Origin of the sequence: Thermophilibacter gallinarum, from assembly GCF_014982725.1 — a bacterium.
GTDB lineage: Bacteria > Actinomycetota > Coriobacteriia > Coriobacteriales > Atopobiaceae > Thermophilibacter > Thermophilibacter gallinarum.
This window is the reverse complement of the sequence record NZ_JADCJZ010000003.1, coordinates 110681-131391: the sequence shown is the minus strand read 5'-3', so window position 1 is coordinate 131391 and position 20711 is coordinate 110681. Positions and strand designations below refer to the sequence as shown.

Sequence of the window (20711 nt, the reverse complement as noted above, 5' to 3'; positions counted from 1 at the left end):
CCGGGCGCGTCCGCGTCGCTAGACGACGAGGAAGTACACCAGGAAGGCGAGCGCCGCGACCCACATGAGCGGCTTGACCTTCTTGAGCTGACCGGTCACCGCGGCAACGACGACGTAGGCGATGAAGCCGAAGCCGATGCCGTTGGAGATCGAGTAGGTCAGGGGCACGCCGGCGACGATGAGGAACGCGGGCAGACCCTCGAGAAGATCGGACCAGTCGATCTCGGTGACCTCACTCATCATCAGATAACCGACGAAGACGAGTGCGCCGCAGGTGGCGGCGGAGCTGACCACGGAGATCAGCGGCGAGAAGAACGCGGCGACGATGAAGAGGACGCCGGCGACCACCGAGGAGAGGCCAGTGCGGCCGCCGTCGGCGGCGCCGGAGGCGGACTCGACGAAGGTGGTGATGGAGGAGGCGCCCACGAGGCCGCCCACCGCAGCAGCGGCGGAGTCGACGATGAGGATGGGCTTGATGTCCTTGACGCGACCGTCATCCTCGAGGAACTCACCCTGCTTGGCCACCGCCATCGCGGTGCCCATGGTGTCGAAGAAGTCGGACATCATGAGGGAGAACGCGAAGACGAGCAGCGTGGGGTTGGTGACGACCTTGGCAATGCCCGTGACGCCTGACTCGTCGGTCAGGAAGGGCGCTCCGAAGGTGGAGAAGTCGAGGCCGGAGACGATGCCGGCGGGCATCTGGGTGACGCCGAGGGGGATGCCGGCGACGACGGCGATGATGATGCCGAGGAGCAGGGAGCCCTTGACGTTCATGGCGTAGAGCACGATCGTCACGAGGAGCGAGATCAGGCCGACGAGGAAGGTCGGGCTGAAGATGTCGCCGAGGGCGACCATCGTGGACTCGTCCGCGACGATGATGCCGGCGTCGGCGAGGCCGATCATGGCGATGAAGAGGCCCAGGCCGACGGAGATCGCGTGGCGCAGGGACACCGGGATGGCGTCCATGATCGCCTCGCGCAGGCCGCAGAGGACGAGGATGAGGATCGCGACGCCCTCGATGAAGATGACGGCGGAGGCGGCGTGCCAGTCGCCGCCGGCGATCGCGGTGAGCGTGAAGGCGAAGACCGCGTTGACGCCCATGCCGGAGGCGCAGGCGAGCGGGCGGTTGGCGATGAGGCCCATGAGAATGGTCATGATGCCGGCGCCGAGGCAGGTCGCGGTCACCGCAGCGGTGGCCGGAATGCCCGCGGACGTGAGGAGCGAGGGGTTCACCGCGATGATGTACGCCATCGCGAGGAAAGTCGTCAGGCCGGCACGAACCTCCTGGCCGACGCTGGAGCCCCTCTCACCTGCCTTGAAGAATGATTCCATGTAACACATCCCTTTCAAATTGCCACGTACACTGTCGCTCTGCCCGCGCCAGCGGCGCGGGCGGGAAGCCAATCAGACGCCGCTTGAGCCGAAGCCGCCGGCACCGCGGTCGGTCTCGTCGAGCTCGTCGACCTCGACGAGGCTCACCTGGGGGACCCTCTGGATGACGAGCTGGGCGATGCGCTCGCCGCGCTCGATGCAAATGGGCTCGGCGTCGTCGAGGTTGACGGCACAGACCTTGAGCTCGCCGCGGTAGTGCGCGTCGACGAGGCCCGGGGTGTTCGCCATGGAGAGGCCGCGCTTGAGGGCGAGCCCGCTCCTGGGCTGGACGAAGCCGGCATAGCCCTCGGGGATGGCGACCGCGAGCCCGGTGGAGATCAGCCGGCGCTCGTGCGGCGCGAGGGTGACGTCCTCGTTCGCCCTCAGGTCGAGGCCCGCGTCGCCCTCGTAGGCGTAGGAGGGAAGCTCGACCGAGGGGTCGAGGCGCTTGATTGGCAGCTCTATGCGGTCATCAGTCATTGAGACTCCTCAGCTCCTCGCTGAACTCGTCGACGTCCTTGAAGTCGCGGTACACGGAGGCGAACCTGACGTAGGCGACCTTGTCGATGGAGATGAGGCGCTTGAGCACCATGCTGCCGACGTCGACGGAGGACACCTCGAGGGTCCCGCCGTCGCGAAGGCTCGCCTCGACGTCGTCGATGAGGCCCGTGAGCGTGGAGATGGGGATGTCGCGCTTCACCGTGGCCGTGAGAAGGCCCCTCAGAAGCTTCTGCCGGTCGAACGGCTCCTTGTGGCCGTCTCGCTTGACGACGACGATCGGCATCTCCTCGCAGCGCTCGTACGTCGTGAAGCGGAAGCCGCATCCCGCGCACTCGCGGCGACGACGTATCGCATCGTTGTTCTCCGAGGGACGAGAGTCAACGACCTTGGACTCCTCGCAGCCGCATCTGGGACAGCGCATCGAACCTCCTCCGCAATTCGCAGAGGACAAGGTATCACAAAACGCACAAATTTGCCTTCGGCAACCGCGTTGGTAACCTTTTGGAAAGGCCACGCGGCAAATGAAGCGTCCGGTCTACCCCAGAACTGCGGAGGGCACCACGAGGGTCTGGCCGGCGACGAGGGCGGCACCGGTGCCGTTCCTCTCGGCGATCCAGCTGACGATGTCGCGCGTGGGGACCCCGTCCACCCCGAGCGACTCGGCGATGCCCCAGAGCGTGTCCCCGTCGTCGACGACGACCGTGCGCTCGGGCAGCTGGTCGAGGGCCTGGGTGCGGGCGGCCGCGCCGAGGGCGTCCGTGACGAGGCTGGCGACGCACAGCACGGCGATGACGAGCGTGCAGCAGAGGGCGGCGCAGAGGCGCTGGCCGAGGCTCAGGCGCGCCGGACGTGCGGGGCGACGCGCACCCTCACGGGAGAGCCCGCCCTCGATGAGGACGAGATGGGGGCGCATGCGGGTCTCGAGTGCGGCGTTGCCGTCGTAGGCCTGCGCGGCGATCATGGTGCTTGCGGTCATCTCTGTCCCCTTTCTCTTCTGGTCTGGGTCAGTTATACCGACCGGGGCGGACAACAATTGCCCCTTGCAAACCAGAACGTCTGTACCCTATTATGTGAGTACAGATGTTCGTGTCAAGAGATTTTTAGAACAAATGTTTGCGCCCAACGTTCGGGTGTCGTAGTATGGGACCAAGATCAAGGGAGGTACCCATGGCAAAGGGAAAGCTCGGCAAGCGGCAGCTGGCAATCTATGACTTCATCCGCTCCTACTCGGACGAGCACGGCTACCCGCCCTCGGTGAGGGAGATCGGCTCCGCCGTCGGTCTTGCCTCCCCCTCCACCGTCCACATGCACCTCAAGGTTCTCGAGGAGCAGGGCCTCATCAAGCGCGACTCCAAAAAGCCTCGCACGATCGAGGTCATGGGCAAGCAGGAGGAGCCCGCCTCCGACCTCGCGAGCGTCTCCCAGGATCCCAACGACAACGTCATCCGTCTCCCCCTCGTCGGTCGCGTGGCCGCCGGAGTCCCCATCCTCGCCGAGCAGAACGTGGAGGAGACGCTCGCCCTGCCCACCTCGATCGTGGGCGACGCGAGCTCCTTCATCCTGCGCGTGAGGGGCGAGTCCATGGTCAACGCCGGCATATTCGACGGTGACTACATCGTCGTCAAGGAACAGCAGGACGCGCATGACGGAGAGATCGTCGTCGCCCTCATTGACGACTCCGCCACGGTCAAGACCTTCTATCGCGAGAAGGACCGTGTGCGCCTCCAGCCCGAGAACGACACCATGGCCCCGATCTACGTGGAGAACCCCGTCATCCTCGGGCGCGTCACCGCCCTCATCCGCTCCGTCTCATGACGCCTGTGACCCCAAGCTCGTCTGACGATGCGCCTGTCGCCACCGGCGGCGGGCGCATCGGCGTGTTCGACCTTGTGCGAGGCCTCTCCGTCATATCCATGGTCCTGTTCCACCTCTGCTACGACCTCCGCTTCATAGCACAGGTCGGGAGCTCAATGGACTGGTTTGCCCCTCCCCTGCAGGACGTCTGGCGCTGCAGCATCTCCTGGACGTTCCTCTTCGTCGCCGGCTGTATGTGCCCCCTGTCGCGCAGCAACCTACGCCGCGCCGCCCAGTACGGTCTCGTCGCGCTCGCCATATGGGTCGTCACCTCCATCGCATCCGTGGACACGCCCATATCCTTCGGCATCATCTACTGCATGGCCGCCTGCACGCTCGTCGCCTGGGCGCTCGGCCGTGCCGGCCTGCTGCCTCGGGGACCTCTCGCCGCCCTCGTCCTTCTCGCGGCGTTCCTGGCGCTTCAGGGGATCTCGGACGGGGTCGTGGGCTTCGGGCCGCTCTCCCTCGACCTTCCTGGCGAGCTGTACGCGACTCCCTGGCTGTCGTGGCTCGGCCTGCCCGACGCGACCTTCTCCTCGGGCGACTACTATCCCCTGCTCCCCTACCTCGCCCTGTATCTCTGCGGCGCCGCGATGGGCGCCTGGTGGTCAGGGCGCGGCTACCCGGAATGGGCAGGGCGGGCAAACGTCGCGCCGCTGAACTTCGTCGGGCGCCACGCGCTGGCCGTCTACGTGATCCACCAGCCCGTCCTTCTCGCCCTCTGCGCCCTCGTGGGCTAGCCCTCCTCCTCGACGGAGTACGGGGCGAGCGTGGCCGCCATGCGGGCGTCGGCGCGGACGGTGGCGAGCAGGCCCTCCTGCACGTAGCTCTCTCGAATGACCTGGCAGCGCTCGTGGACCATCTTGAGCAGCAGACCCTTGTCATAGGGGACCAGCACCGTCATCGAGACGCTGTCGGCGCTCGCCTCCTGGGCGATCCGGTAGAGCAGGCCGTGGACGCCCTCCCCCGAGAGCGCGGAGAGGAACTGGACGTCGGGATGGGAGACGCGGGCGTCGCGCAGCTCGTCGGCGTCGAGCAGGTCGCACTTGTTCATCACCTCGACGCAGCGGATGCGGTCGGCGCCGATCTCCTCGAGGACTGAGCGGACCGCCGAGATCTCGAGCTCGCGATGCGGGTCCGAGGCGTCGACCACGAGCAGCACGAGGTCTGCGGCGCGGACCTCGGCTAGGGTCGACTTGAACGACTCCACAAGCATCGTCGGCAGCTTCTGGATGAAGCCGACGGTGTCCGTGACGGTGATCTTGCGGCCCTCCTCGAGGTCGAGGGCGCGCGTCGTCGGATCGAGCGTCGCGAAGAGCTCGTCTCGCACATAGACGCCAGCCCCGGTGAGGCGGTTGAGCAGCGTGGACTTTCCGGCGTTGGTGTAGCCGACGAGCGCCACGCGGTAGACGCCGGAGTCCCAGCGCGCCTTGCTCTGGACGCCGCGACGCCTCTCGAGGCGCTCGAGCTCGCGCCGCAGCGTGGAGATGCGAGCGCGTACGAGGCGACGGTCGACCTCGAGCTGGCTCTCGCCCTGGCCGAAGCGGCTTCCGATGCCGCCGCGCGTCTGCTCGCCGACGAGGTGGCTCCACATGCCGCGCAGGCGCGGGAGCACGTACTGGAGCTGGGCGAGCTGCACCTGGAGGCGACCCTCGTGCGTCTTTGCGTGCACGCCGAATATGTCGAGGATGAGGGCGGTGCGGTCGATGATCTTGACGGGCTCCCCCACCGCCCGCTCGAGGTTCGCCTGCTGGGAGGGCGTGAGCTCGTCGTCAAAGATCACGACGTCGGCGCTGAGGTTGCGCACGTAGGAGCAGAGCTCCTCGACCTTGCCCTTCCCGATGAAGGTCTTGGGTACGGGGGCGTCGAGCCGCTGCGTCATGGTGAGGACGACCTCGGCACCGTCGGTCTCGGCGAGGCGGGCGAGCTCGGCGAGGGACTCCTCGCAGCTCCACTCGGAGCGTCCGAGGTCGACGCCGACGAGGATGGCCCGCTCGGGGGCCGGTGCGGTGGAGAACGGCTCGAAGCGCGCCATCTAGCCCTCCCTCCGCTCGAGGTCGGAGACGATGCGCTCGCAGGCCTCCTCGAGACTCACCTCGCCCATTTCGAGCCACCTGACGCGCCCGTCGTGGCGGAACCACGAGAGCTGGCGCTTGGCATAGCGACGCGTTCGGCGCTTGACGAGCTCGACGGCCTCCTCGAGCTCGATGCGACCGGAGAGCACCTCGAGGATCTCCTTGTAGCCAATAGCCTGTCCCGCGGTGACGTCCGTGGTGAGACCCCGGACGGCGAGGGCGCGCACCTCCTCCACAAGGCCCGCCTCGACCATCTGGTCCACGCGAGCGTCGATGCGAGCGTAGAGGTCCTCACGGGGCCACGAGAGGCCCCATATGCGGGCCGGGTAGTGGGCCGCGCGCTCATGGAGGCCCTCGTGGTGGCGGGCATAGGAGACGCCCTCGTCGGACATCTCGAGCGCGCGCACGACGCGCCTGACGTTGTTGGGGTGGATGAGCGCGGCGCTCTCGGGGTCGCGCTCGGCGAGGAGCGCATGCAGGGCATCGGCGCCCCGATCAGCGGCGATGCGCTCGTAGCGCTCGCGGACGCCGCCGTCCTTCTCGCCGACAGGGAATGCCATCTCGTCGATAACGGCGTTGAGATAGAGCCCCGTGCCGCCGCAGAGCACGGGCGTGAGACCCTCGGCGAGGAGCGCGTCGACGCAGTCACGGGCGTCGGTCTGGAAGCGTTGGACGGAGTAGTCCTCGTCGGGGTCGACGACGTCGACCATCAGAAGCGGGCGTCGGCGCTCGGCGACGGGCGTCTTGGCGGTGCCGACGTCCATGCCCCGATACACCTGCATTGCGTCGACGGAGACGACGGAGCTCCCCAGGCGCGTCGCGACGAGCTCGGCGAGCGCGCTCTTGCCGGACGCCGTGGGCCCCACGACGCAGACGACGGAAAGCCCTCTCACCGAGGCTCGCCCTCCACGCTGCCGCGGAGGTACCAGGTCCTTGCCTCCTCGACGCGGACGTCGACGATGCGACCGACCAGGTCCTCGGCCGCATGTCCCTCGGGAAGCGAGAAGTGCACCGTTCGGTTCTTCTCGCTGTGCCCGACGAGAACGCCGCCGTCCTTCTTAGAGCCCCCCTCGACGAGCACGCTCACGAGCTGGTGGAGGTCCGACTGGTTGGCGTCGTGCGCCTGCTGGGCGACGAGCTCCGCAAGCCGGTCGAAGCGCTCCTGGATGACCTCGCGCGGCGTGTCGTCCGGCATCTCGGCGGCGGGCGTGCCGGGGCGCGGGGAGTAGATGAAGGTGAAGGCGGAGGAGAAACCGGCCTCTCGGACGAGCGAGAGGGTGTCCTCGAAGTCCTCCTCGGTCTCGCCGGGGAAGCCGACGATGATGTCGGTCGAGAGGGCGAGGTCGGGCATCGCGGCGCGCAGGCGCCCGACGAGCTCGAGGTACCCCTCGCGCGTGTATCTGCGGTTCATGGCCTTGAGCACGCGCGTGGAGCCGCTCTGGACGGCGAGGTGCAGGTGCGGCATCACCGCAGGCGTCTCCGCCATGGCGCGAATGACCTCGTCGTCGAGGTCCTTGGGGTTGGAGGAGGTGAAGCGAATGCGCTCGATGCCGGTGGCGGCGACGCGGCGCAGGAGCTCGGCGAACCTCGGCTCGCCGTAGATGTTGCGCCCGTAGGAGTTGACGTTCTGTCCGAGCAGCGTGACCTCGCGCACGCCGTCGGAGACGAGCTGCTCGACCTCGGAGACGATGGCCTCCATGGTCCGGCTCTTCTCGCGCCCGCGGACGTAGGGGACGATGCAGTAGGTGCAGAAGTTGTTGCATCCCGTCATGATGGGCACCCACGCGTGGAAGCGCTGGGCGCGGTGGCTGGGAAGGTCGGTCGAGAAGGGACGGTCCTCCTCGACCGTGTCGACGGCAACGCGCGACCCGTCGCCGACGAACGCATCCGCGAGCAGCGTCGGCAGGCTCGCGAGGGCACTCGTGCCGAACACGACGTCGGCGCAGGCGACGTGCTCGCGGATCTTCTCGCCGTCCCGCTGGGCGATGCAGCCGCCGATGGCGACGACGCGGCGTCCCGAGGGAGGCACCGGGGCGCTCACCATGGCCGAGGCCTGTCCGTAGAGGTGCTGGTCCGCCTTCTCGCGCACGCAGCACGTCATGAAGACGACGATGTCGGCCTGGTCGGGGTCGTCCACGCAGACGCACCCGCACTCGTCGAGCACGCCGGCGACGCGCTCGGAGTCATGGAGGTTCATCTGGCAGCCGAAGGTCTTTACGTAGTACGTCTTTCCGACGAGCTCGACGGGGTGCTCCATCAGGCCTCGACCGCCTCGACGCCCGCAGGGGTGGCGGGGGCGGTGATACGGTGCACGTAGACGGCGATGCGGATGGCCGTTCTGCTCTCGCCGCCGATCTCTACGTCGGAGAAGGTCGGGGCGCAGGAGATGTCGATGCCGGTGGGGATGAGGAAGCCGCGCGCGATCGCGATCGCCTTTATGGCCTGGTTGACCGCGCCCGCGCCGACGCACTGGATGTTGACGGGGATGCCGTCCTTGACGAGCCCGGCGATCGCGCCGGCGACCGACGCCGGCGAGGACTTGCTCGAGACCTTCAGATAGTCCATGTGAAAACTCCTGTTGCGTTGCTACGACGTTACTGCTTCGTTGTTGGTCTGTCGATCAATTCTAGAGGTTGTCGGCCGTGCTGAGAAGTGCGGAGCCGCTAGTCTGAGGGCCTGAGGTCGAAGGTCACGGTCAGGCGGTTGCCCGTGACGCGGACGCGCGGCTCGCCGGCGAGCGAGAGGTAGTACCTGTCCGCGAGAAGGCCGAAGTCGCGCTCCATGACGCGGGAGAACTCGTCGACGTCCGCGGGGGCGAGCCTGAGGCCGCGTCGGTCTCGCGTGAGGTCGACCTCGTGGGCCGCGGCGGCGCCAGGGCTCGCTGAGGAACGCGTCAGCCGCGCGAGGACGCTTCGGACCGGCGCGATCTGGCCGGAGACGATCCGGTGGGCCGTGCGCTCGGACATCTCGAGGCCGAGCGCCGTCGCCTGCTCGCGAAGCTCGCGGGCATCGGAGGCCGCGCGCAGGCGCTCCACCACGGGCAGCTCCTCGAATGAGTCCAGGAAGAGCAGGTCCGCACCCTCGACGGTCTGCCGCGCGCGGGCGCGAGCCGTCGCAGCGACCTCAGCCGGCGAGCCGAGGTAGACCTCGCAGGTCCCGCGCTCCTCGAGCGCGAACTCGCAGCAGGTGCGCACGATGTTGTGAGGCCCGCGCACGCACGTCTCGTTGCCGTCCTCATCCACGCCAAGTGCGGGCCAGCTCGACTGGTCCGCGCGCTCCGGGAGGACCGTGGTGTCGGTGACCACGCGAAGGGCGGACCCCTTGCCGGGGGCCGAGGACATGACCTCGGCGGAGACGGCGTTCTCGCGGATGGAGAAGAGCGCCATGCCGCGCCCGTGGACGCCCCATCGGTCCATGTGGACAGACTCGAGCTTGGAGGTGACGCGCGCCTCGAAGACGCGGTCGTGCATGTCCTCGGGGATGCCGGAGCCGTCATCGAGCACGCAGGTGGTGCGGCGGTCCCCCTCGCGGGAGGTGGCTACGTAGATGTGTCGCGCGCCGGCGTCACGTGCGTTGCGGAGCATCTCGATGAGCGCGTCCTCCACGCACCTGACGTCATGCTTTGCCTGACGGCGCTCGGCCTCGGCGACGCGGAGCCTGACGAAGCCCTCGCCGAGGCTCTCCTCGACGCGGAGGGCGCGGTCCCCGCCCATGGTGGAGACGAAGCCAGCGAGGTCTGAGGCGCCGGACATGGTCCTACTTGGCGACGTCGACGGCACGGGACTCGCGAATCACGACGACGCGCACCTGACCGGGGTACTCCATCTCGTCCTCGATCTGCTTGGCGATGTCGTGCGCGAGCACGGTCGCCTGGGCGTCGGAGATCTTCTCGGGCTCGACCATGACGTGGAGCTCGCGACCGGCCTGCATGGCGTAGGTGCGCTCGACGCCCTCGTGGGCGTTGGAGATCTCCTCGAGCTTCTCGAGGCGCTTGATGTAGTTCTCGGCGGACTCGCGGCGGGCGCCGGGACGGGCGGCGGAGATTGCGTCGGCGGCCATGACGAGGACGTCGAGGACGGTGTCGGGGTCGACGTCGGCGTGGTGGGCCTCGATGGCGTGGACGATCTCGGGGCGCTCGCCGTGACGACGGGCGAGGTCGGCGCCGATGACGGCGTGCGGCCCCTCGACCTCGTGGTCGATGGCCTTGCCGAGGTCGTGGAGAAGGCCGGCGCGCTTGGCGGGCGCCTCGTCGAGACCGAGCTCGGAGGCCATGATGCCGCAGAGCGCGGAGACCTGGATGGAGTGCTGGAGGACGTTCTGCCCGAACGAGGTGCGATAGCGCAGGGCGCCGAGGGTCTTCACGAGCTCCGGGTGCAGGTCGTGGATGCCGGCGTCAAACGCGGCCTGCTCGCCGGCCTCGCGCACGCGCTCGGCGACGAGGGCCTCGGCCTTCTTGTAGAGCTCCTCGATGCGGGCCGGGTGGATGCGGCCGTCGGCGATGAGGTTCTCGAGGGCGACGCGCGCGGTCTCGCGACGGACGGGATCGAAGCTCGAGAGGACGACGGTCTCGGGCGTGTCGTCGATGACGAGCGAGACGCCGGAGACCTGCTCAAAGGTGCGGATGTTGCGCCCCTCGCGGCCGATGATGCGACCCTTGAGGTCGTCGGAGGGGATGTGGACCGAGGTGACCGTGATCTCGCCGGCCTGGTCGGCGGCGCAGCGCTGGATGGCGGTGGAGATGATCTCGCGGGCGGTCTTGTCGGCCTGGGCGCGGACGCGCTGCTCGGACTCCCTCAGGATCTGGGCCTCCTCGCGCACGGACTCGGAGCGGACGCGCGCGAGCAGCTCGTCGTGGGCCTCGTCGGAGGAGAGCCCGGCGATGCGCTCGAGCTCGGCGCTCTGACGGTCGAAGAGCTCGTCGAGGTCGCTCTTGCGGCGGTCGAGCTGACCCTGGAGGCTGGAAAGCTGGTGCTCGCGGCGGTCGAGGGCGTCGTTGCGGTGGTCGAGGGACTCCTCGCGCTGCATGATGCGGTTCTCGAGTGACTGGAGCTCGCTCTTGCGCTTCTTCTCCTCGGCCTCGGAGGTCTGCTTGAGCGCGAGGATCTCCTCCTTGGCCTCGAGGACAGCCTCCTTCTTGGCGTTCTCGGCCTGGCGCGCGGCCTCCTGGGCGATGCGCTCGGCCTCGGACTGGGCAGAGGCGAGGCGCGCCTCGGCGTCCTTGAGCTTGGAGCCGCTCTTGCCAGCCAGGAAGAAATAGACGAGTGCGGCGCCGACGACGAGGCAAACCGCCCCGACGACGATGGTAATTGGGTCTGTCATGTCTGCTCCTCAGGTTCAGTTCATCAGTGGGTTCAGGAGACCGTGCGCGAGCGCGACGGAACCCGCCGTGGAGGTGCAGTCTGACGCTTGCCGCATGAGCGGCTATGGCAGCTATCGTGACGTACAGAGAAACATAATCGGCAGCTGGCAGACCAGCGAGAGAATGCGCTCCACGAGCAGTCCTATCCTAGCCCCGTTGTAAGGATTCTGTCAAATGCGCCGCAGGTAGGACCACGCCGCCGTCCCGAAGTCGACAGGATTCTCGGCTTGCGAGAAAGACCCGTCTTGTTTTCGACGACCTTCCGCACGCGGAGGGGCAAGGCGTCCCGATATCGGCGAGGTTCCCCGGTCGCACCGCGCGCCGGCAGCGGAAGGCCGCCGTTTTTGGGACAGGATTGACGGCTGTCTGCGGAACATCGCCATTTCCGGGAAGACCTCGGCATCGAGGTGCGGAAGGCCGTCAAAAGCTGGACAAGGATGGCGTCATGTTGCGGAAGGCCGTCGATTCCAGGAGAGTCTGTAGCTCGCGCAGAAGGCTGCTACCCCTCCGCCCGGTCGAGGACCTCTCGCGCGACGGACGTGGAGATGCCCACGGAGAAGCCGCGAGAGCACAGGAAGCGGACGAGCTTCTGATAGTCGTTCCTTCCGGTCAGACGGCGTCTCGAGGCAAGGGACAGGGCCCGCTCGCGCTCGTCGCCGGCAGAGACGAAGTCCTCCGGCCAGCCGGGAACGTCAGAGGGCGAAATCCCGCGGCGGGAGAGCTCGCGCTCGATCTTCAGCCTCCCCCACCCGGCCAGCACCTTGGAACGGGCGAAGGCGGCGGCGTAGCGGCAGTCGTCGACGATGCCGACCTCCACGGCACGTTCGACAAGCTCATCCACGACCTCGGAGCGATAGCCGTCGCGAAGAAGACGCTCGGTGAGCTCCGCTCGGGAGTAGTCACGCCGTCCGACGAGGTCCTCCATGCGGGAGTGCGCGCACAAGCGCGCGATCTCCCGAACCGCGTACAGAAGCTCCGCACGACTGGAGGGTGCGAAAGAATCGTCCTTGGCCAGGGCCTCGAGCCGTCTCCCAACGGCGACGGGGATCGACAGGGACTCGTCGCCGTGGTCAACGGAAGAGACGAGCAGGGTCGCACGAGGGGCCCTGCCGGCCATGGATGCCCTCGAGCCGCGCTCGGGCAGGCGGACCTCCCAGGAAAAGGCGGGGGCAGACACTAGAGGGCGTCCCCGTCGAGCCCGGGAACCTCGACGCCCTCCACGATCTCGCCCACGCGCTCGTCACCGAGCTCGAGCCCGCAGGCGACGCGGACCTTGTGGTCGATCTCTTCCATGAGGTCGGGGTTGGAGGCGAGGAACTCCTTCGCCGCCTCGCGACCCTGGCCGAGGCGCTCCTGCCCGTAGGTGTACCAGGCGCCGGACTTGTTCACGACCTCGTAGTCGACGGCCATGTCGAGGATGGAGCCCTCCTTGGAGATGCCCTGGCCGTACATGATGTCGAACTCGGCCTGCTTGAAGGGCGGGGCAACCTTGTTCTTGACGACCTTGACGCGGACGCGGTTGCCGATGACCTCGTCCTTGTTCTTGATGGAGTCGATGCGGCGGATGTCCATGCGGACGGACGAGAAGAACTTCAGCGCGCGGCCGCCCGGGGTGGTCTCGGGATTGCCGAACATGACGCCGATCTTCTCGCGCAGCTGGTTGATGAAGATGCAGGTGGTGTTTGACTTGGAGAGCGAGCCGGCGAGCTTGCGCAGCGCCTGGCTCATGAGGCGGGCCTGAAGGCCGACCGTGGAGTCTCCGATCTCGCCCTCGATCTCGGCACGCGGGGTGAGCGCGGCGACGGAGTCGACGACCACGACGTCGATGGCGCCGGAGCGGACGAGCATGTCACAGATCTCGAGCGCCTGCTCGCCGGTGTCCGGCTGGGAGATGAGGACCTCGTCGATGTCCACGCCGATACGGGCGGCATAGCCCGGGTCGAGCGCGTGCTCGGCGTCGATGAAGGCGACGACGCCGCCCATGGCCTGCGCCTCGGCGAGGATCTCGAGGGAGAGCGTGGTCTTGCCGGAGGACTCGGGGCCGTAGATCTCGACGATGCGACCGCGGGGGACGCCTCCGATGCCGAGCGCCGCGTCGAGCGCGATCGAGCCAGTCGGGATGGCCTCGACCTCGAGGCTGGGGCCGTCGTCACCGAAGCGCATGATGGCGCCCTTGCCGAACTTCTTCTCGATCTCGCTGGTGGTGTCGTCGATTACCTTCTGACGCTCCTCGCCGGTGGTGCGGGGACGAATCTCCTTGGTGATGCCCTTGCTCTTGGCCATTCCAGCTCCCTTGTTCGCGTTCCGATGCGATGGTATACGAACACCCGTTCTGTGTCAACGGGTTTGGGAAAAGCGTACCGGGACGCTCTTGCGCCAAAGTGACGCTCGCTCCCCGCTGGCTGACCGGAAGCTGCCGGGCCGACTGCCGCACGCCGTGAGACCCGAGGCAGCGGGCCCGGTCGGAATTCTCACCGCCAGGTGGCGTCCAGGACGAGAGACGAAAGGCTCACAGGCTCTCCATGACCGCGGCACGCAGGAGCTCGACCGCGGCGGAGACGGCGGCGTGACGCACGTCCGCGCGGTCGCCCTCGAAGCGGAAGAGCCGTGACGCGGCCACGTCCGGGCCCGCGACGCCCATCCAGACGGTCCCCACGGGCTTGCCCGGCTCCTCGCCGCCCGGTCCGGCGATGCCGGTGACGGACACCGCGTAGTCGCACCCGAGCACGCACCGGGCGCCCGAGGCCATCTGCTCGGCACACTCCGCGGAGACGGCACCGAGGGAGGGGTCGTCGAGGACGTCGCCCGAGACGCCGAGGACCTCGTGCTTCACGGGGATCGCGTAGCTCACGACGCCGCCGTGCACGACGTCGGACGAGCCCGGGACGGAAGTGAGGGCGCCGCAGACGAGCCCGCCGGTGCACGACTCGGCGGTGCCGACGGTGACGCCCCGTGCGCGCGCAAGGTCGAGAAGCTCGGAGCAGGCACCGTACAGCTCGGGGTCGTCCGAGAAGATCGAGCGCTCCCCCATCGCTATCTCCCGAAGACGACGTGGCGGGCGTTATAGAAGTACTGCGCCCCGGAGATGACGGTGAGCACAACGGCGACCATCATGAGGTCCCAGGCGAGGAGCCATACGGGTCCAGCGAGGTCATAGATACCCGCGGCGTCCAGGGCGAGGTAGAGATAGTACGCACAGAGCGAGACCATCGTGACCGCGGTCTTCGCCTTGCCGAGCTTGTCGGCCGCGATGACCTCGCCGTTGGAGGCCGCGACCATGCGCAGCGCGCTCACGAGGAACTCTCGGGCGAGGATGACGAAGACGACCCACACGGAGACGTAGCCGTGCGAGAGCAGGAGCAGCAGTGCCGAGAAGACCAGGAGCTTGTCGGCGATGGGGTCGAGGAACTTGCCGAAGTCGGTGATCTCGCCACGCGAGCGCGCGAGGTGCCCGTCGAGCTTGTCCGTGAGCGAGAGCGTCGCGTAGATGAGGAACGCAGCCACGGCAAGGGGGGCGTCGTCGCGGATGTCCGCAATGGCGGCCACGATCATGAAGACTGGGATGAAGGCGATCCTCACGCAGGTCACGATGTTCGCGGGCGTCCAGATGTCCTTCTCGCCGGCCATGTCACTCACCCTCCCCCACGAGCTCGCCCACGAGCTCGTAGCAGAACGAGTCGACGAGGTCGACGGTCACGATGTCGCCGACCGTGGCCTCGCCGTACGGAATGTGCACGGCACCGTCGGAGTCGGGCGCCTGGAACCAGGCATGTCCGATGAGCTCGGGGCCGTCCTCGCCCTCCTCGATGCCGTCGACGATGACGCGGACGCGCTCGCCCACGTGCGAGGCGGTGGCGGCAAAGCCGAGCTGCTCGGTAAGGTCGATCAGGTGCTGTGTCCGCTCGAGCTTGACGTCCTCGTCCACCTGGTCGGCCATGCGGGCCGCCGCGGTGCCGTCCTCCTGGGAGTAGGCGAACACGGAGCAGTAGTCGAAGGCCTCCTCGGAGATGAACTCGTAGAGCTCCTCGGCCTCCTCGTCCGTCTCGCCGGGGAAGCCGGCCATCCCCGTGGTCCTGAGAACCATGCCGGGAATCTCGGAGCGAAGGCGCGCGAAGAGCGCGTGCAGCTCCTCGGGGGAGCCACTGCGACCCATCGCCTTGAGCACGCGCGCGGAGCAGTGCTGGATGGGGATGTCGATGTAGGGGAGGACCTCGGGCACGTCGCGGATCGTGGCGATCAGCTCGTCGGTCATGCCCTCGGGCTGAAGGTAGAGGACGCGGACCCACCCGCCGTAGGGACCGACGGCCTCCGCGACGCGACGAAGCAGGGACGCAAGCGTCTCCCCCTCGCCGAGGTCGCAGCCCCAGACGCCGGTGTCCTGGCCGATGAGGACAACCTCGCGGACGCCGCCCTCCATGAGCGAGCGCACCTCGGAGACGATCTCGTCGGCGGGGCGCGAGTGGTAGCGCCCGCGGATGTAGGGGATCGCGCAGAAGGTGCAGAACCGGTCGCAACCCTCGGAGATCTTCACGAAGGCGCTGGTCCCCTCGACGGTGCGGAGCGTCTCGGGCCTCTCTTCTCCGTCGCTCTCCCCCAGGCCGAGCACGCGTCGAACGACGGCGACGATCCCGTCCTCGTCCTCGGCGCGCACGAAGGCAGCGACCTCGGGCAGCTCGGAGGCGAGTGCGTCGCCGTAGCGAGACGGGACGCATCCGCACATCACGATCGGGAGGTCGCGGACGCCCTCCGCGCGCTCCTCGGCGAGGGAGAGGGTCGCCTCGACGGACTCCTCGGTGGCGGAGGCGAGGAAGGAGCAGGTGTTGACGATGGCCACGTCGGCGTTTGCGACGTCGGCCGTCTCCTCGAAGCCGTCGGCGAGCAGCAGGGCCCTCATGCGGTCCGAGTCGACCTCGTTCTTGGCACAGCCGAGCGTGACGATGAGAAAGCGCACGATGCTCCCCTCGCTAGCGGTAGTTGACGAACTGGAGCGGCTGGCCGTAGTCGCGCTGCCTGAGCTCGGCGATGACGGACTGGAGCACGTCCTTCGAGGCGGAGCTCACGCGAAGCTTGTCGCCCTCGACGGTCGCCTTGGCCTTGAGCTTGAGGTCGCGGATGTCCTTGGCGATCTTCTTGGCGGTGTCCTGGTCGATGCCCTGGATCACGGTGCCCGTCTGACGGACGCTCATGCCGGACGCGGACACGGGGTCCGCCCAGCGCACCGCGGTGAGGTCGACGCCGCGCTTGACGAGCTTGGACCCGAGGATGTCGCGAACCTGGGACGCGACGAACTCGGAGGGGGCGGCGATCTTGAAGACCCCCTCCTTCTTGGAGAGCTCGAGCGTGGCGCCCGTGCCCTTGAGGTCGTAGCGCTGCGTGAGCTCGCGCGCGGCCTGCTGGCACGCGTTGTCGACCTCCTGCATGTCGACGACCGAGACGACGTCGAAGCTGGATTCCTTTGCCATGCTCAACTCCTGTTCCCGGGGCGGCGCCCCGAACGTTTGCTATTCGCCCTCGTCGGCGGCGCTCCCGTCGGCGGAGGCGTCGGCCTTGACGGCCGGCGTGCCGTCGATCTTGACGGAGCCGAGGCCGCCGGCGCGCTGGGAGAGGGCGACCTTCTCGCCGTTCTTGGTGACGGTCACGGCGTCGGGGTTGGCGACCTGGATGGAAATCGAGTCCTCGACGGTGTAGGACTTGGTCCAGGGGCCGGTCACGCTCTCGGCCACCTCGCTCTTTCCGTCGCAGGTGATCTCGACCCAGGAGACGGAGCCCTCGGCGACGCTCACCTCGACGACCGTCTCGGTGGGCTCGTCGGCCTTCGCGTCCTTGCCGTCTTCGGCCGCCGCGTCGTCGGCGCCCTCCGCGGGCTCGGCGTCGGCGTCCTTGCCCTCTGAGTCGTCCGCGGCGTCCGCTGCCGGCTCGTCAGAGTCTGTCGCGTCGTTGTCACCGGCGGCGCCATCGTCGTCCGACTGGGTCCCGTCCGTGCTCTGGACTGGGACGACCTGCCCGGTCGCCGGCTGGTTGCGAGCGTTCACGCAGGAGCTCACCGAGAAGACCAGCACGGCCGTAAGCACCACGGCGAGCAGCAGGATGAGCGCGAAGAGCGCCCTGCGGGGGTCGGAGAGGAACTGTCCCACGAGGCCGCCCCGCGCCGGCGGACGGCGCCCGCGCGACCCGTCGGACTGCGCGCGCGGCGCGCGACGACGGACGTTGGGGCGCTCGACGTTGGCGATGTTGCGCGAGGAGCGACGGCCCGACGCCGTGGCGGCGGAGACCGACGGGCGCGCCTCGCCGTCGAGGCGCAGGTCGTCGGTGTACTCCCCCGCGCGCACCCGACGCGTGCTCACGTCGTCGCGCATGTAGACGGCTCCGTCGGCGCCCCGCGTTCCCCGGGCGGGATAGCCGCGGGCGCCGTCGAGCCGCGCGGTCTGGTCGATTCCGCGCCGGCGCGAGGCGGGCGGCCTGCGCCGTGACGTGCTCGAAGACTCGCGCTCGCGCGCGGACGGGGCGTTGTAGGGTCGCCCGGATCCGCGACGGCCCGGGCGCTCGTCCTCGCGCGCCGGGGCGCCGGTGTAGCCCCGCGTGCCGGGAGCGGCCGTCCCGGCGCCGGCGAGGGGCACCGACATGCGCGGGCGCGCGGGCGCCGTGGTCGCAAAGTCACCGAGGTCGCCCGCGGGGCCGCCGCCGCTCGGAAGCAGCGGCCGGTACTCGACGTAGGCCTTCGGGCGGGACTCGACCTCGTTGGGGGTCTCGTACCCGGAGATGATGCGGCCGGACTGCGTGTGGCGGGTGCGACGCCTGAGCTCATGCGACGACGTCCCGTGCTGGTACTCGTAGAGCTCCTCGGTGAAGAGGTCGACGATCTCACGGGCGTTGAGCCCGAGGTAGCGCGCGTAGCTCGAGAGCATGCCCTGGGCGTAGCCGCTCTGGGGCATGTGCCCGTAGTCGCCGTTCTCGAAGGCGAGAAGCACGTCCTCGCGCAACTTGAGCACGCGCGAAGCCTGCGCGGTCGTGAGCCCGAGCTCACGACGGCGCGAGGCGAGTATCTCACTGAAGCGGGGAATGGCCATCTCCCTACTCGACCTCCCGGTACGTCTCCTCGGCGACTCTCAGCTCCTCGAGGCCGTCCTTGTCCAGCAGGACCTCCCTCGGCTTGGAGCCGTTAGCGGGTCCGACGACGCCCTTTGCCTCGAGCATGTCCATGATGCGGCCGGCGCGGGCATACCCGACGGAGAGCGCCCGCTGCAGGCCCGAGGTCGAGCCGAGCTGGGAGTCCACGACGATGCGCGCAGCCTCCCAGATCAGCGGGTCGTCGTCGGAGCGCGCGCCACCCTCTGCGCCGCCGGGCGAGTTGGGGACCACGGCCGTGAGGATGTCCTCGTGGTAGTCGGCGACGACCTGATCGCGAATGAACGCGACGGTCTTCTCGATCTCCTCGTCCGAGACCCAGCAGCCCTGGGCGCGCCGGGGCTTCTTGCCGCGGAGCTTGACGAGCATGTCGCCCTTTCCGAGGAGCTGCTCGGCGCCCTTCTGGTCGAGGATGATGCGCGAGTTGATGGAGTTGTCGACCGAGAGCGCGACGCGGTTGTCGATGTTGGCGCGGATCAGGCCGGTGACGACGTCGGCGGAGGGGCGCTGCGTGGCGACGATGAGGTGGATGCCCGCGGCGCGGCCGAGCTGCGCGATGCGCACGATCGACGACTCGACGTCCTTGCCGGCGACCATCATGAGGTCGGCGAGCTCGTCGATGACGATGACGAAGTACGGCATGTGCTTCGGCGGGTTCTCCATGTCCGCGTACTTCTCGCCGTCGACGTTCTTGTTGAAGGTCTTGATGTCGCGCACCTTGTAGTGCTCGAAGACCTTGAGGCGGCGCTCCATCTCCGTGACGCCCCACTGCAGGGCGCTCGCGGCCTGGCGGGGCTCGGTGACGACCGGCACGTAGAGGTGCGGCAGGCCTGCGTATCCCGTGAACTCGACGCGCTTGGGGTCGACCATGATGAGGCGCACCTGCTCGGGGGTGGCGCGCATGAGCATGGACATGATGATGGCGTTGAGCAGCACGGACTTGCCCGAGCCGGTGGTGCCGGCGACGAGCAGGTGCGGAAGGCCGGCGAGGTCGACCACGATGGGCCGCCCCTCGGAGTCGCGGCCGAAGGCGCAGTCGAGCGGGCCGCCGGTCGCGTAGGGCAGCACGTCGGAGAGGAACACGGGCTGGGGCTTCTCGTTGGGGATCTCGATGCCGACGAGCGAGGTGCCCGGGATCGGCGCGAAGATGCGCACCGACTTTGCGGCGAGCGAGAGGGCGATGTCGTCCTCGAGGTTCACGATCTTGCTCACGCGCTCGCCCTCGCCCATGGAGATCTTGAACGTGGTGACCGAGGGGCCGGCGATCCAGCCGGCCACGCGAGAGGTGAGGCCGAACTCCTCGAGCGTCCCCTGGAGACGCTCTGCGGTAGCCCTGAGCTCGGCATCCCCGGTGAACGAGGCGCCGGCGTCGGGGTTCTCGCGCAGGATCGAGAGCGGCGGGAGCCGATAGGTCTCGTCGCCGTCACCGGGGCGGCTGAGCGTGGCGGGCGGCTCCTTCGGGGCGGCCTTCTGGTCCTTCTTGGCCCTCCCCTTCCCCTTCTTGGCGGCGGCGCCGAGAAACGCGGGCACCGCGGAGGCGTCCGACGCGGCCTCCGCGTTCGGCTCGGGGGCCGCGACGTGCTCGAGGGCGGCGGTCGGCGCGACCTCCTGGACCGGGTCGAGAAGGGCGGCGCGCCCCTGGGCTCGACCACGTGTGCCGCGCTTGAGGACCGTCGTCTTCCTGTTGCCGATGAAGGTGGTCGCCCCCTCCTCCTCGGGCGCGGGGGCGTCGAAGAGGGACTGTGCGGGGGCGGCGACGAGGTCCTCGTCGGCCGCCGCGTCGATGATCTCGCGCTCGCGACGCTCGCGGACGCGCTGGTCGTGGGCGGCCGCGGCCGCGGAGAGACGCTCGCGGGCGTGCGAGACGGCACCGGACACGGAGAAGCCGCACACGACGACGCCGGCGAGAATCACGCCGACGAGCAGGATGTTGCCGACGACCGTTCCGAGGAGCGTGAGCAGCGCCCACGCGAGGGCGCCGCCGACGTAGCCGCCCGTCGCGCGCGCGACCTCGGGGTCGAAGACAGACTCGGGGCTCGCCGCGGAAGCGGGCGCGTTGAGCGAGACCATGGCGAGGATGGCGATGACGACGAGACCCAAGCCGAGCGCTATGCGACCGGGCAGCCCCTGCTCGCCGTCGACGAAGAAGGTGCACGCGAAGGCGAGGACGGCGCAAGGGACGAGGGCGGCCGCGACGCCGAAGGAGAGCGCGAGGAAGTCGCGGACGGCGCTCGTGACGACGGCCGTGGAGGGGACGAGAAGCGCCGCGAGCAGGGCGCAGGCGACGACGACGAGAACGATGCCGACGATGTCACCGCGGACGGTTCCGACGAGCACGCCCGAGCCCGCGCGCGCGGCCGCGGAGCGGGAGCGAGACTTGGAGCTGCCCTTTTTTGCTGCGTTTGAGGTGCGGTTTGCGGGCATGC

General features: G+C 68.7%; 20 protein-coding genes. 2 read left to right on the top strand and 18 right to left on the bottom strand.

The genetic code is table 11. The features are described 5' to 3' along the window. Positions 1-18: 18 nt before the first annotated feature. From INF26_RS07265 to INF26_RS07250, 4 genes are all read right to left on the bottom strand, one after another. Entirely contained in the window at positions 19-1332 is a 1314-nt protein-coding gene (locus INF26_RS07265; RefSeq protein WP_193530290.1) for an NCS2 family permease, read from the bottom strand. 72 nt (positions 1333-1404) lie between these two features. Continuing rightward, a complete protein-coding gene (dut, locus tag INF26_RS07260; protein WP_193530289.1) occupies positions 1405-1851 on the bottom strand; it encodes a dUTP diphosphatase in 447 nt (148 codons plus the stop codon). Then, a complete protein-coding gene (nrdR, locus tag INF26_RS07255; RefSeq protein WP_193530288.1) occupies positions 1844-2293 on the bottom strand; it encodes a transcriptional regulator NrdR in 450 nt (149 codons plus the stop codon). The genes dut and nrdR overlap by 8 nt, the downstream gene beginning before the upstream one ends. A gap of 114 nt (positions 2294-2407) precedes the next feature. Further along, positions 2408-2848 carry a LysM peptidoglycan-binding domain-containing protein gene (locus tag INF26_RS07250; protein ID WP_193530286.1) on the bottom strand — a complete coding sequence of 147 codons (441 nt, stop codon included), beginning with the start codon at positions 2846-2848 and terminating at the stop codon, positions 2408-2410. Positions 2849-3039: 191 nt separating this feature from the next. Here INF26_RS07250 and lexA point away from each other — a divergent pair, with 191 nt between their 5' ends. Then, on the top strand, positions 3040-3687 hold the full coding sequence (lexA, locus tag INF26_RS07245; RefSeq protein ID WP_193530284.1) for a transcriptional repressor LexA: 648 nt from the start codon (positions 3040-3042) through the stop codon (positions 3685-3687). Between the two features lie 62 nt (positions 3688-3749). Next, the gene (locus INF26_RS07240; RefSeq protein ID WP_332307331.1) at positions 3750-4466 is read left to right on the top strand and encodes a heparan-alpha-glucosaminide N-acetyltransferase domain-containing protein; all 717 of its coding nucleotides are present in this window, start codon (positions 3750-3752) and stop codon (positions 4464-4466) included. On the opposite strand, the gene hflX is transcribed toward INF26_RS07240, so the two are convergent. The 14 genes from hflX to INF26_RS07170 all read right to left on the bottom strand — a co-directional run bounded on the left by hflX (position 4463) and on the right by INF26_RS07170 (position 20709). After that, positions 4463-5761 carry a GTPase HflX gene (hflX, locus tag INF26_RS07235; protein ID WP_193530282.1) on the bottom strand — a complete coding sequence of 433 codons (1299 nt, stop codon included), beginning with the start codon at positions 5759-5761 and terminating at the stop codon, positions 4463-4465. The genes INF26_RS07240 and hflX overlap by 4 nt on opposite strands. Beyond that, positions 5762-6694, bottom strand: coding sequence for a tRNA (adenosine(37)-N6)-dimethylallyltransferase MiaA (gene miaA / locus INF26_RS07230; protein WP_193530280.1), 933 nt, complete (start codon positions 6692-6694; stop codon positions 5762-5764). It lies immediately after the preceding gene. Beyond that, on the bottom strand, positions 6691-8058 hold the full coding sequence (miaB, locus tag INF26_RS07225) for a tRNA (N6-isopentenyl adenosine(37)-C2)-methylthiotransferase MiaB (protein WP_193530277.1): 1368 nt from the start codon (positions 8056-8058) through the stop codon (positions 6691-6693). Before miaB ends, miaA begins: the two co-directional genes overlap by 4 nt. Continuing rightward, positions 8058-8366 carry a stage V sporulation protein S gene (locus INF26_RS07220; RefSeq protein WP_193530275.1) on the bottom strand — a complete coding sequence of 103 codons (309 nt, stop codon included), beginning with the start codon at positions 8364-8366 and terminating at the stop codon, positions 8058-8060. The genes miaB and INF26_RS07220 overlap by 1 nt, the downstream gene beginning before the upstream one ends. A gap of 98 nt (positions 8367-8464) precedes the next feature. Continuing rightward, positions 8465-9553, bottom strand: coding sequence for an ATP-binding protein (locus INF26_RS07215; RefSeq protein ID WP_193530274.1), 1089 nt, complete (start codon positions 9551-9553; stop codon positions 8465-8467). A 4-nt stretch (positions 9554-9557) separates the two neighbouring features. Continuing rightward, positions 9558-11120: a ribonuclease Y gene (gene rny, locus INF26_RS07210; RefSeq protein WP_193530272.1), complete on the bottom strand. Its 1563-nt coding sequence runs from the start codon at positions 11118-11120 to the stop codon at positions 9558-9560. 539 nt (positions 11121-11659) lie between these two features. Next, positions 11660-12277 carry a regulatory protein RecX gene (locus INF26_RS07205; protein ID WP_193530270.1) on the bottom strand — a complete coding sequence of 206 codons (618 nt, stop codon included), beginning with the start codon at positions 12275-12277 and terminating at the stop codon, positions 11660-11662. Between the two features lie 59 nt (positions 12278-12336). Beyond that, positions 12337-13443, bottom strand: a complete 1107-nt coding sequence (recA, locus tag INF26_RS07200) for a recombinase RecA (protein WP_193530268.1) — start codon at positions 13441-13443, stop codon at positions 12337-12339. 226 nt (positions 13444-13669) lie between these two features. Next, positions 13670-14191, bottom strand: a complete 522-nt coding sequence (locus tag INF26_RS07195) for a CinA family protein (RefSeq protein ID WP_193530266.1) — start codon at positions 14189-14191, stop codon at positions 13670-13672. Positions 14192-14193: 2 nt separating this feature from the next. After that, positions 14194-14787 (bottom strand): CDP-diacylglycerol--glycerol-3-phosphate 3-phosphatidyltransferase, encoded by a 594-nt coding sequence (gene pgsA / locus INF26_RS07190; RefSeq protein WP_193530265.1) that lies wholly within the window; start codon positions 14785-14787, stop codon positions 14194-14196. 1 nt (position 14788) lies between these two features. After that, positions 14789-16111 (bottom strand): 30S ribosomal protein S12 methylthiotransferase RimO, encoded by a 1323-nt coding sequence (rimO, locus tag INF26_RS07185; protein ID WP_408647520.1) that lies wholly within the window; start codon positions 16109-16111, stop codon positions 14789-14791. Between the two features lie 13 nt (positions 16112-16124). Next, a complete protein-coding gene (locus tag INF26_RS07180) occupies positions 16125-16622 on the bottom strand; it encodes a YajQ family cyclic di-GMP-binding protein (protein WP_193530263.1) in 498 nt (165 codons plus the stop codon). 39 nt (positions 16623-16661) lie between these two features. After that, on the bottom strand, positions 16662-18227 hold the full coding sequence (locus tag INF26_RS07175; RefSeq protein WP_193530261.1) for a RodZ domain-containing protein: 1566 nt from the start codon (positions 18225-18227) through the stop codon (positions 16662-16664). A 4-nt stretch (positions 18228-18231) separates the two neighbouring features. Further along, a complete protein-coding gene (locus INF26_RS07170) occupies positions 18232-20709 on the bottom strand; it encodes an FtsK/SpoIIIE family DNA translocase (RefSeq protein ID WP_193530259.1) in 2478 nt (825 codons plus the stop codon). Positions 20710-20711 lie beyond the last annotated feature (2 nt).

What these genes read in the sequence shown, in the direction of transcription:
- INF26_RS07195 (WP_193530266.1), bottom strand. Translation starts at nt 14,191, where the DNA reads ATGGGGGAGCGCTCGATCTTCTCGGACGACCCCGAGCTGTACGGTGCC.
- INF26_RS07170 (WP_193530259.1), bottom strand. Translation starts at nt 20,709, where the DNA reads ATGCCCGCAAACCGCACCTCAAACGCAGCAAAAAAGGGCAGCTCCAAG.
- INF26_RS07180 (WP_193530263.1), bottom strand. Translation starts at nt 16,622, where the DNA reads ATGGCAAAGGAATCCAGCTTCGACGTCGTCTCGGTCGTCGACATGCAG.
- INF26_RS07205 (WP_193530270.1), bottom strand. Translation starts at nt 12,277, where the DNA reads ATGGCCGGCAGGGCCCCTCGTGCGACCCTGCTCGTCTCTTCCGTTGAC.
- miaB (WP_193530277.1), bottom strand. Translation starts at nt 8,058, where the DNA reads ATGGAGCACCCCGTCGAGCTCGTCGGAAAGACGTACTACGTAAAGACC.
- rny (WP_193530272.1), bottom strand. Translation starts at nt 11,120, where the DNA reads ATGACAGACCCAATTACCATCGTCGTCGGGGCGGTTTGCCTCGTCGTC.
- lexA (WP_193530284.1), top strand. Translation starts at nt 3,040, where the DNA reads ATGGCAAAGGGAAAGCTCGGCAAGCGGCAGCTGGCAATCTATGACTTC.
- INF26_RS07250 (WP_193530286.1), bottom strand. Translation starts at nt 2,848, where the DNA reads ATGACCGCAAGCACCATGATCGCCGCGCAGGCCTACGACGGCAACGCC.
- recA (WP_193530268.1), bottom strand. Translation starts at nt 13,443, where the DNA reads ATGGCCAAGAGCAAGGGCATCACCAAGGAGATTCGTCCCCGCACCACC.
- INF26_RS07220 (WP_193530275.1), bottom strand. Translation starts at nt 8,366, where the DNA reads ATGGACTATCTGAAGGTCTCGAGCAAGTCCTCGCCGGCGTCGGTCGCC.
- dut (WP_193530289.1), bottom strand. Translation starts at nt 1,851, where the DNA reads ATGACTGATGACCGCATAGAGCTGCCAATCAAGCGCCTCGACCCCTCG.
- hflX (WP_193530282.1), bottom strand. Translation starts at nt 5,761, where the DNA reads ATGGCGCGCTTCGAGCCGTTCTCCACCGCACCGGCCCCCGAGCGGGCC.
- INF26_RS07215 (WP_193530274.1), bottom strand. Translation starts at nt 9,553, where the DNA reads ATGTCCGGCGCCTCAGACCTCGCTGGCTTCGTCTCCACCATGGGCGGG.
- pgsA (WP_193530265.1), bottom strand. Translation starts at nt 14,787, where the DNA reads ATGGCCGGCGAGAAGGACATCTGGACGCCCGCGAACATCGTGACCTGC.
- INF26_RS07175 (WP_193530261.1), bottom strand. Translation starts at nt 18,227, where the DNA reads ATGGCCATTCCCCGCTTCAGTGAGATACTCGCCTCGCGCCGTCGTGAG.
- nrdR (WP_193530288.1), bottom strand. Translation starts at nt 2,293, where the DNA reads ATGCGCTGTCCCAGATGCGGCTGCGAGGAGTCCAAGGTCGTTGACTCT.
- INF26_RS07265 (WP_193530290.1), bottom strand. Translation starts at nt 1,332, where the DNA reads ATGGAATCATTCTTCAAGGCAGGTGAGAGGGGCTCCAGCGTCGGCCAG.